Annotated in this window: 12 protein-coding genes; 8 read left to right on the plus strand and 4 right to left on the minus strand. The window is 52.9% G+C overall.

Annotated elements, in window-relative coordinates; all coding sequences use genetic code 11:
• Positions 1-18 precede the first annotated feature (18 nt).
• On the plus strand, positions 19-591 hold the full coding sequence (locus VMT62_06435; protein ID HVN96048.1) for a MarC family protein: 573 nt from the start codon (positions 19-21) through the stop codon (positions 589-591).
• A 54-nt stretch (positions 592-645) separates the two neighbouring features.
• Here VMT62_06435 and VMT62_06440 read toward each other — a convergent pair whose 3' ends face one another.
• The 4 genes from VMT62_06440 to VMT62_06455 form a co-directional block, all read right to left on the minus strand.
• Entirely contained in the window at positions 646-1,392 is a 747-nt protein-coding gene (locus VMT62_06440) for a nucleoside phosphorylase (protein HVN96049.1), read from the minus strand.
• The gene (locus VMT62_06445) at positions 1,376-1,864 is read right to left on the minus strand and encodes an HIT domain-containing protein (protein ID HVN96050.1); all 489 of its coding nucleotides are present in this window, start codon (positions 1,862-1,864) and stop codon (positions 1,376-1,378) included. Before VMT62_06445 ends, VMT62_06440 begins: the two co-directional genes overlap by 17 nt.
• A gap of 1 nt (position 1,865) precedes the next feature.
• On the minus strand, positions 1,866-2,378 hold the full coding sequence (locus VMT62_06450; protein ID HVN96051.1) for an HNH endonuclease: 513 nt from the start codon (positions 2,376-2,378) through the stop codon (positions 1,866-1,868).
• A 263-nt stretch (positions 2,379-2,641) separates the two neighbouring features.
• Positions 2,642-2,791 carry a hypothetical protein gene (locus VMT62_06455; GenBank protein HVN96052.1) on the minus strand — a complete coding sequence of 50 codons (150 nt, stop codon included), beginning with the start codon at positions 2,789-2,791 and terminating at the stop codon, positions 2,642-2,644.
• 124 nt (positions 2,792-2,915) lie between these two features.
• Between VMT62_06455 and VMT62_06460 the strand changes: the two genes are divergently transcribed.
• From VMT62_06460 to VMT62_06490, 7 genes are all read left to right on the plus strand, one after another.
• Positions 2,916-3,353 (plus strand): hypothetical protein, encoded by a 438-nt coding sequence (locus VMT62_06460; protein HVN96053.1) that lies wholly within the window; start codon positions 2,916-2,918, stop codon positions 3,351-3,353.
• A gap of 230 nt (positions 3,354-3,583) precedes the next feature.
• Positions 3,584-4,657 (plus strand): helix-turn-helix domain-containing protein, encoded by a 1,074-nt coding sequence (locus VMT62_06465; protein ID HVN96054.1) that lies wholly within the window; start codon positions 3,584-3,586, stop codon positions 4,655-4,657.
• 2 nt (positions 4,658-4,659) lie between these two features.
• Entirely contained in the window at positions 4,660-5,292 is a 633-nt protein-coding gene (locus tag VMT62_06470; GenBank protein ID HVN96055.1) for a phage tail protein, read from the plus strand.
• A gap of 86 nt (positions 5,293-5,378) precedes the next feature.
• Positions 5,379-5,798 carry a hypothetical protein gene (locus VMT62_06475; GenBank protein HVN96056.1) on the plus strand — a complete coding sequence of 140 codons (420 nt, stop codon included), beginning with the start codon at positions 5,379-5,381 and terminating at the stop codon, positions 5,796-5,798.
• On the plus strand, positions 5,799-6,617 hold the full coding sequence (locus tag VMT62_06480) for a hypothetical protein (protein ID HVN96057.1): 819 nt from the start codon (positions 5,799-5,801) through the stop codon (positions 6,615-6,617).
• A gap of 254 nt (positions 6,618-6,871) precedes the next feature.
• Positions 6,872-8,773, plus strand: a complete 1,902-nt coding sequence (locus tag VMT62_06485) for a terminase gpA endonuclease subunit (protein HVN96058.1) — start codon at positions 6,872-6,874, stop codon at positions 8,771-8,773.
• A 15-nt stretch (positions 8,774-8,788) separates the two neighbouring features.
• Positions 8,789-9,052, plus strand: a complete 264-nt coding sequence (locus VMT62_06490; GenBank protein ID HVN96059.1) for a hypothetical protein — start codon at positions 8,789-8,791, stop codon at positions 9,050-9,052.
• The last annotated feature ends 333 nt before the right edge of the window (positions 9,053-9,385 follow it).

Raw genomic sequence — 9,385 nt, forward strand, 5'->3', positions numbered from 1 at the left:
TGTTTATTTTATTAGTATATGGTCAATACATTCCTCTTCGCCTTCATCCCCCTTTTCGTAGCCTTCGATGTCCTGGGGATCCTCCCTATCTATATCAAATTCACCTTGAATCTCGACAGCACAACGAGAAACAAACACCTGCGGGATTCCCTTATCACGTCATTCCTGACCGCCCTTATCTTTGTCATCATAGGCAACAGGGTCCTTACATACCTTGGCATATCCATCAGAGATTTTCTCATTGCCGGCGGGATTGTAATCTTTATAACAGCAATCAAGGATATTGTAAGCGACCACACCGAACCCATGCAGGAAAATGAGATGTTCGGCGTCGTGCCTCTTGGAATCCCCCTGCTCGCCGGGCCTGCCGTACTTGCGACATCAGCAATCCTCTGGAACGAGTATGAACATGTTTACTATATGATATCGCTCATTCTCAATATCGTAATTTGCGGAACGGTATTGAAATTTTCTTCGCTTATTTCGAAAATCCTCGGCAAGAGACTCATTGAAGCCCTCTCCAAGATCTTTAGCCTGATCATCGCGAGCATAGCTATCATGTTCATCCGCAAAGGTTTTCAAGGGATGTAGCGAGAGGGATGGAAGGGGAAGACACGAAGGCCCGTGGATGTCTTTTTGTAATCCTCAGGACACCGCTTCCGCAAGCACAAATTCCGTAAGGCGCTCCACCCCCTCTCTGAAAGGTTTAGTCCGAAAGCCACCTGTCCAGAGTCCATGAGAAAATCTGTCCGAGACTACGAGGAAGGCAACGCCACTCACGTTCTTGAAACGGCACACGGCATAGAATGATGCAACTTCCATCTCAACGGCCAGGATACCATGCTCCCCGTACAGGCCTATCTTGCTTACGGTCTCTCGATACACGGCATCGCAACTCCACACGGCGCCACGATGGAAGCTCTGTGCAGGATTAGAAGATACCCATTCTTCGAGCCAGTTGCATTCAACAAAACTGTCATTACGCTCGAGATAGTGGTAGGAAACCCCGTCTTCTCTCAACGCTTTTGTCGCAATTATAATATCGCCGATCCGTATTCCCTCCTTGATTCCTCCGCAATACCCCCAGAGAACGAACTCTTTCACGCCAAAAGCGCTCAGTTCCTCCACCAGACTCGCGATATTGGGACCCCCAAAACCGGAGCGCGTGATCAGCGTATCACTTCCCTTAATCAGAAAGAGTGAGCGAAACGGTCGCCAGGCCTCGCAGGAGAGTGTCTCTCTCTTACCGGTAATCCGCCGTAGGTCTTGCGCACTGAAGGTGATAATGGCCCTCTCGGGCAGGAGGAGTTCATCAGGTTTTCGTCCCGTAAAGGCAGATACGATATGGGAAGGCTTAAGCAGGGTCTTGGAAGGATCAAAGAACCTTTTCAATAAACTTTCTCTTCAGTTTTTGATAAGACTCAAAGAGATGTTCGGATATGACCCGCGTCTCTCCGACAACGGGCATGAAGTTAGTGTCACCGAACCAACGCGGCACCATGTGAATATGGACGTGGTCCTCAAGCCCTGCTCCGGCCGCCCTGCCCAAATTCATTCCCACGTTCACACCGTCCACCTTGAACTCGTCTTTGAACAATGAAACTGTTCTCTTTACCAGACGCATCATATCGAGCGATTCTTCATCGGTAAGTTCTTCGGCGAGGCCGATATGCCTCACAGGCACTACCATTACGTGACCATTCGTATAGGGGTATCTGTTCATGATGAGAAATGCACTGCCCAGCCTGCCTACTACGAGGTTCTCCTGATCATGACCTGGCTCGATGCAGAGAAAGCATTTGGCCCCTTTCGGCTTGGCGCTGCCTATATACTCTATTCTCCACGGAGCCCAAATTCTGTCCATATCAATCCCTCAAAAATAGATAATCTTTCCAGTACTCCGGCGGAACCTTTACACCGAGATGGAGCATGAACATATAGAAACCATTCGGTCTCGACGGTCTTTTTCGCGGGAACATCTTTACTTCCTCGGGCAGCTTGTCGCCCTTCTCAAGGTTACACCGGATACAGGACGTGACGATATTCGTCCATTCCGTGATGCCACCCCTTGATTTAGGAATGATGTGATCGCACGTTAGGTGTTTTGGGTCAAATCTTTTTCCGCAGTACTGGCACGTGTGGTCATCCCTGAGAAAGATGTTTTTGCGAGAAAACTTCACATTAGCGTGATTACTCCGTACAAGCCTTAACAGCCTGATCACGGACGGCTGCCGCATGCTGATTGAAACCCCTTTTATTTCCCGCTCGTGTTCTTTCAATACTTCGACCTTGCCGAGGTAGACAAGCGTAATCGCCTTCTTCCAGGGCAAAACACTGATCGGCTCAAAGGTTGTGTTGAGAAGCAATGTTCTGTCCATAAACCATTTGAAAATAACGTTTTTCGCCCCTATTGTCAAGGATAGTCAACTACCTGAAATAACTCGTGGTACGCGGAACCGGACCATCGTTAAGAAGCGTGCTCAAGGCGCTCTTGCCCCTGCGGAGAGACAAATGCTACGGCGCCTAATAGCGATGCAAGAATAGACGCTGCAAAGATGCAAAATATAACGTCGTGGCTTTTGAATGAAACGCGAATTCAAAGATTAGCGGAGAGTCGTTACGTCCCCTCAACCGTCCCTGTTCATTCCGTAATATCGTTCGGGGTTTGGTCATTCTCAAGCATCTCAAGTACATGTACAACGAGGTTAAGCCTCTCTCGCGGGTTGAGTTCGAAATATGACCTGCTCTCCATCAGAATCCTGACGATTTCTTTCTTGGCATCAGATTCCATGCCGTAAGCTCCTTAAATATTGGTCGCAAAAGATGAGAAAAACTTTACCCTCCCGCCACTTTATTTTTGTATTCGAAACTGTTCTGTGTTAATTAGATAGAAACACTTTAACAAGGAGAAGACTATGGCGGTTGATGAAGGCGGGCAGCAGATGATCGATAACGAAGATCTCCCCAACTTGAGAGATCCCGAAGACGGCTCGGATAGTCGTAAGCCGAAATCAATTTTCAGAAGGGTACCGCTCGCGACCCTGCTTTTCGCCGTATTCGCTATCATCCTGCTTGTCCTCGTCGTCATGCTTGCGTTGAAGGTAACGTCTCTCAATCAGGAGGTCGCCGATTTATCCAAAGCCAAGCAACAGCTGGTTTCAGCCCAAAAGAAACTTGCCGACCTCAATGCCGAAAAGGAAAAGCTAGGCGCTGACTTGAGTCTTACCAAAGAAGAACTGGATACGGTAAAGAAACAAAAGGAAGATCTCGACGAGCAGCTGCAGAAACTGCAGGCCGCAAAGAAAGCCCAGGCGCCCAGGGCGGCGAAGAGACCGAACGCTTCTTCAAGGTAAGGTCGGGGTTCGCTTCAGATATTCCGCAAGTGTAGTTCTCTCGCGTGACGTAAAGTAGTGATATCTTCGTGAGGGTATTTCGAATAAAACAGTTATGGGCCGTGGAGGATTCGAACCTCCGACCAATTGATTAAGAGTCACGTGTCGCATTTGTGATATCTTGACTATCAACGGTCTGCAAGCAATCTATGTCACCATGAAATCTTTCTACCCCGGCAGAAAAGGAGTTCATGGTGGCAAAATCCGACAACAAATCCATCCAAATAACAGACGAGCGTGAGAGGGATTTCTACATCGCCCAGCGCGATCTTGTAGACAGGGCTGGAAGAATAATTGGCCCGTTCGGCTGCGCCGTGTACAATAGCCTCCTGAGGCACGCGGACCAAGACCGCGAATCCTGGCCGTCCCTTGCCACCATAGCTGACGAGTTCGGCATGAGCAAGCCAACAGTCATAAAGGCAATCGAACAACTGCAAGAAGTTAACATAATCCAGATCGTCAAGAGAAAAGACCGCCGTGGCAACAAGTACCGCCTCATCGACGCAAAGCAGTGGAAACTTCCCGAACCGGCCGGAACAGTAAACGTGGTTGACCGTTCTTCTCATGGAACAGTAAACGTGGTTGACCGTTCTTCTCATGGAACAGTAAACGACATTGACCGTTCCGCGAAAAGAACAGTAAACGTGGTTGACCCGAAGTATATAAAAGAATCTTTAAAAGAAAAAACACTCTCGCGCGAGAGCGATGAAAAAAATGTGGATTACCAAACCGCGATAAAAAATCGCCTTGCACCGTTTGACCCCGAAACTCGAACCACGATCAAAGCGTTTCTCGACAACGTAAAGGATCACAACAAAACAGGGCGTATGAAAGATAGTCGTTACCTGTCCTTGCTTGACCAGGTGATTGAGATTGCACGAAGCACGGAAAAAGACGTATTCAGGTATGCACTACAAAAAGCCACCGACAAAGAAGCGTACAGCCCGAACTACGTCAAAGTCGTAGCTGAGGCAAAGAAAGCCGAGGCAAAGCCGCCGCTCTTCGTTGACAGAGGTCCCGAGCTTGATGGCAAGAAGTACATCGTCTATGGCGGGATGGAAAATCATGACGGAAAAGTCGTAAAACCCGTGAGCGCGGAATACGTGATGAAAGCTTTCAAGGTAGACCCGACAGAGTGCTTTATCGAGAGTGCACGCGCGCCGCTCAAAACCAAAGGCGTGGATGTCTCGCAGTACATCCATCTGCGCCCACAACACAACGGTATCTACGATCTGCAGAAAGTCCTGCAGGAAGGGAGAGCATAGCCATGGAATTCGATATGAAACTTGAAGGCGTAGAACAGGCCTTGAAATTATTCGATCCCAACCTCGTGAGGCGGGCGGCGAACACTGCGATCAACGACGCTGCCAAAGAAGGAATCACCGGGGCAGAAAGAGAGATCCAGACCGAATACAACATCAACAAATCGAAACTTTCTCAGTTCCTCAAGCTGACAGTGAAGGCAAAAGGGTACGATGTCGAAGCGACCATTACCGGAAAAGGTAGAGGTCTTGCCCTTTCGTATTTCGATGCTAAGCAAGTAGGCGTTATGATTCGCAATCTTAAGATTGGGGCTGAGAAATTCAAGACAGTCATGACCAAGAATGGACGGAGATTCGGTGGCGACGTGACAGCTCTCGTCAAGCTGGCCAGCGGACGCAAGATCGTACAGGGCAAGTATGGTAATAAGCCTTTCATCGCACAGATGAAGACAGGACACATTGGCGTGTGGGTTCGCCAGGGCAAAGAGAGAAAACCAATCGAGCAGCTATTCGGCCCGGGTGTAGGTGGTTTATTTGGAACTAAGAAGGTGATGGATCGGACCATAAGCATCATTAACGAGAAGTTCGGGTCTAGGTTTGCCTATTGGTTTAATCGATATAATGGAGATGCCCGATGAGCGCGGGTCCTTCCCTGAGTTCTGCGCCTTGCGATAGCCCAGGGCGCGAAACATCACTACTTTTGAAAAAAATCAGAAGTGGAAAAATGGAAACGGCTGAGAAAACCGCAAGAACCCCCGGCTCAGGAGCGATCCAGCTCGGAGAGATTCTGAGTCAATTCTCGGCCGCTTTCTTCGACGAAACCAACTGCCGAACGTGGATATTGCGACAATTGCACCCCCATGGGGCGAAATGTCCCAGTTGCGGTGCGGAACTCCAGGGAAAATCCGAGAAATCTTTTTGGGAGAATCGCCGGATCCATTGTTCGCGGTGCAAAAACTGGTTCACGGCCCTCTCTAAGACCGCTTTCTCATCCGTACATATGCCTTTCTCCAAAATGATGCTCGTGGGCCTCATGTTTGCGCTCGGACAGCCGGTGCGCCTTATTGCCACCATGGCCGAATCCAACCGAAACACCGTCAGGGGGTGGCGGCGAAGGTTCCTCTGCTCGGGAGATTCACGATAGATGCAGAACATCCCCGATCGCACCGACGCCATCCTGAACAATCTTGAAGTCGGCAAACTCGCCAAACCCAAGATGTACAATAACCTCCTAAAAAGGGTCAATTCCGGCGAGGTCCTAACCAAGAAAGAGCTTGAGACCTTCGAAGCTCTCGATACGGAACTCAGGGCAATGTACCTTCCGCACCTTCCGGACCAGACGGCCCCTAAAAAGCCGGAGAAAGAAGCACCCGACAAGTTTGAAAGCGTGCTCAAAGTCGAGAAACACCTCACCGAAAAAGGATGGAAGGTAAAGAAGTCGGCTCTCTATAACGCAGTCAAAGCCCACAAACTGATACCCGACGCTCGCGGTCATTTCACTCAGGCCGAGGTCGACCGCTATGCCCTCGCCAATCTCAAGAAAGCCGATGGTTCGATCCCCAAGGAGCAGCTCTCCGAGGCCGACAAGATCGCCATGGAAGCGGCTGACGCCCGCCGTCGCCGTGAACTCGCCCAGGCCGCGATCCTCGAGAGTAAACTTGCCACCCTTCAGGGGTCTCTTGTGCCCCGCTACCTCTTTGAGACGGAGCTCGCCGCCCGGGCCGTTGTCTTCCGTTCCGATGGCGAGAACTTCTTCCGCTCTCAGGCCGCAGTGATCGTCAACGTGGTCTCCGGAGATCCGGCCAAGATCCCCGACCTAGTCGCCTTCTGCCTGGAGGCGTACGAGCAGCAGCTCGCCCGCTATCTCCAGGAGGAAGAATTCAAGGTGGATGCGTCCGTCTATGAGCGAATCTTCGAGAAAGCAGGCAAAGATGAACAGGACCGCGAGGAGATCGACGGGTGAACGCTGCCTCCTCTTCCCCCTCCGCCCTTTCCGCTAACTCCCCCTTCGCCCCTTCTTCCCCCTTGGCCTCTTCCCCCGCCGCCTCTTCCTCCTCCGCCCTTTCCGCCGCCTCCCCCTTGGCCTCTTCCCCCGCCCTCTCGCTTCCTCCCTCCATCCGCTTCACCGAGGGCGAGCGCCGCGCATTCCGGCCGCGCGAGATCGATCCCCGCACAGGCCGCCCGCTCACGGTGTCGCAATGGGCCGAGCGCTACCGCATGGTGACAGACGGGAACCTCAAGGGCCGCTGGCAAAACATCAATTCCCCCTACGCCGTCGAGATCATGGACCTCTGGACAGCCCCGCATGTCCGCGAAATCTACGTCTGCGCCGCCCCGCAAATCGTGAAGACGCAGATCGCCTTCAACTGCATGGGCTATTCCATCGACCAGGATCCCGCCGGCATCATGTACACCATGCCAGACGAGAAGACCACGAAACGGATCGCCCGCACGCGCATCCTTCCCATGATCAAGGCGACGCCCCGCCTGGCGGAACTCCTCTCGCCGCGCTACGACGACACGACCACGCTCGCGATCCGCTTCAAAAACGGCGCCGACATCATCATGGCCTGGGCCACCTCAGTCGCAGAGCTTTCCTCAGAGCCGCGCCGCTACGTCATCGGCGACGAGGTGAGCAAATTCCCCGGCTACGCCTCCGGGCAGAATAAGAAAGAGGCCTCCCCGATTGATCTCATGCGCGCCCGTCTTAATTCATACACCTACACGAGCAAAGCACTCTTTCTCTCTTCGCCCGGCGAGGACCCCTGCGCCATCACGGATCTCATGCACTACCATGCAGACGAAGTCCGCCGCCTCCAGGTCCCGTGCCCCGTCTGCGGCTATTGGCAGATCCTCGATGATGATCACATCGTCATTCTCCAGAACGCCGGCGACCCCCGCATCATTCTCCGCGACAACCTGGCCCGCTACGCCTGCGACAAATGCGGAATGTACTGGGACGACTACATGCGAGTCCGCTCCATCCGTGCCGGCCAATGGGTATCAGGGCAATTCGACGAGGATGGTGAGTGGCATCCGGCCCCGCGCCTCTTGCGCCCCCTCGCCGTGGCCTTCCACCTTCCGAGCTGGTACGGGGTAAATACGCTCCTCTCGCGTGTGGCAGCGGCGAAAATACGTGCCAACGACGGGCCCGTAAAAAGACAGGTCTATGTCACCCAGCACAAAGCCGAACGCTACAAGGAAATCATCGAGACCAAGAAGGAATCAAAACTCCTCGAAGAGCACAGGACCACTCTCCCCTCGCAGATCGCCCCCGCAGACGCCCTGACCCTTGTTGCCGCCTTCGACTCGCACACCTGGGGATATCGCTTTGCCGTGTGCGCCGCCGTTGAGGGTGCGCTCGGCTTTACGCTGCAAAAGATCCATCACGGACATCTCGGCACGCTCGCGGACGTGGAGAATCTCATTTACCGCGTCCGCTACCCGGTAGAAAATTCTGTCGAGACTATGGGCATCTTCCGCGCCGCCATCGACACCGGCGGCAACCGGCCCGGCTCCGGCGAGACGGACGCAGAAAAGACCATGACCTCGGAGATCTACGAATGGCTCCGCAAACAGCCCCGCACAGGCCTCATCACCGGCATCAAGGGCGCCTCGCGCGATCAGATCAAGGGCGTGAAACCGACGACCATCGACTCCTTTCCGCATTCAAACAGGCCCATCCCCGGAGGCCTGGAGCTGCGCCTCATCGATACTGGCCGTTTCAAGGCCTGGCTTCATTGGCGGTTTACCCGGGGTCCGAATGAGTCGCAGCGGGTCCTCTTCGATGCGGATACGGACAACGACTTCGTCCGGGAACTTTTAGCCGAGGAGCGTCAGAAACGGCACGGCCGCATACAGTGGGTCAAGGTCCGTTCGGCCAACCATTACCTCGATTGCATGGTCTACTGTCTCGCCATGATCGACAGCGAGTGGCACCCGGCGCTCAAAATCATGAGCCCCTTGATCAAGCAGAAAAGAATGGCCCGAATAGCATCCGCTTCCGCTCCAGTCCCAATGCCCGCGCTTGGGCAACAGCAAAACGAATTGAGACTATACCAGGATCGCCGCGATATGACGTCCATCCGCGAGCGCCTGGCCGACAGATTCAATAGGTAGGGAACATTGGCACAGATGGAAAGAGGATTTGCCGCTGAAGATATGCTCACAACGAAAGACGAAATCAAGGTTGCATTCAACCTGTCGGAATACATGTTCTGGGAATTCATCGAGCAGGGAATGCCGGCTGTCTATCTTAAGGGACGCTGGTCCGCCTCCATCCGGGCAATCAATGACTGGTGGCGTAATTCGAGGAACGTCCAGATGCGCGGCATGATCAAAGAGATCCGCGCGGACGAAGAAAAAAACGCTACTTTGGAAAATCGCCCGCAGCGATAGCCATTTGCGCGCCCAAAAAGGTATCACCAGGTCGTAAGACCTGAGCAAATAAAAAACGGACAGCAGTCCAGGGAGTCCTAGCTCCCTTAGACCATGCGCTTGCAACGCATGACGGGAAACCCGCTACCGTCCGCATTTCGCTTTAGCCGGCGAGTGCGACATTGTATCAGGGAGACTCGTCAAGGTCAAGGGAGGAGGGCTCCTTGAAAGCAATCTCAAACCGCATCACAAAGACCGATCTTATTCCGTGGAGAGATCTCAAATGGTTCCATACTGACCTAAAGAAACTCTCTGGTGCGGCGTTTGAGAAGCTCAAGCAATCCCTGGTTTCCA

This window comes from Syntrophorhabdaceae bacterium, assembly GCA_035541755.1.
GTDB lineage: Bacteria > Desulfobacterota > Syntrophorhabdia > Syntrophorhabdales > Syntrophorhabdaceae > PNOF01.

Coding starts and splice junctions, on each gene's coding strand:
- VMT62_06435 (HVN96048.1), top strand. CDS start 19: ATGGTCAATACATTCCTCTTCGCCTTCATCCCCCTTTTCGTAGCCTTC.
- VMT62_06485 (HVN96058.1), top strand. CDS start 6,872: ATGGTGACAGACGGGAACCTCAAGGGCCGCTGGCAAAACATCAATTCC.
- VMT62_06475 (HVN96056.1), top strand. CDS start 5,379: ATGGAAACGGCTGAGAAAACCGCAAGAACCCCCGGCTCAGGAGCGATC.
- VMT62_06450 (HVN96051.1), bottom strand. CDS start 2,378: ATGGACAGAACATTGCTTCTCAACACAACCTTTGAGCCGATCAGTGTT.
- VMT62_06465 (HVN96054.1), top strand. CDS start 3,584: ATGGTGGCAAAATCCGACAACAAATCCATCCAAATAACAGACGAGCGT.
- VMT62_06455 (HVN96052.1), bottom strand. CDS start 2,791: ATGGAATCTGATGCCAAGAAAGAAATCGTCAGGATTCTGATGGAGAGC.
- VMT62_06490 (HVN96059.1), top strand. CDS start 8,789: ATGGAAAGAGGATTTGCCGCTGAAGATATGCTCACAACGAAAGACGAA.
- VMT62_06445 (HVN96050.1), bottom strand. CDS start 1,864: ATGGACAGAATTTGGGCTCCGTGGAGAATAGAGTATATAGGCAGCGCC.
- VMT62_06470 (HVN96055.1), top strand. CDS start 4,660: ATGGAATTCGATATGAAACTTGAAGGCGTAGAACAGGCCTTGAAATTA.
- VMT62_06460 (HVN96053.1), top strand. CDS start 2,916: ATGGCGGTTGATGAAGGCGGGCAGCAGATGATCGATAACGAAGATCTC.
- VMT62_06480 (HVN96057.1), top strand. CDS start 5,799: ATGCAGAACATCCCCGATCGCACCGACGCCATCCTGAACAATCTTGAA.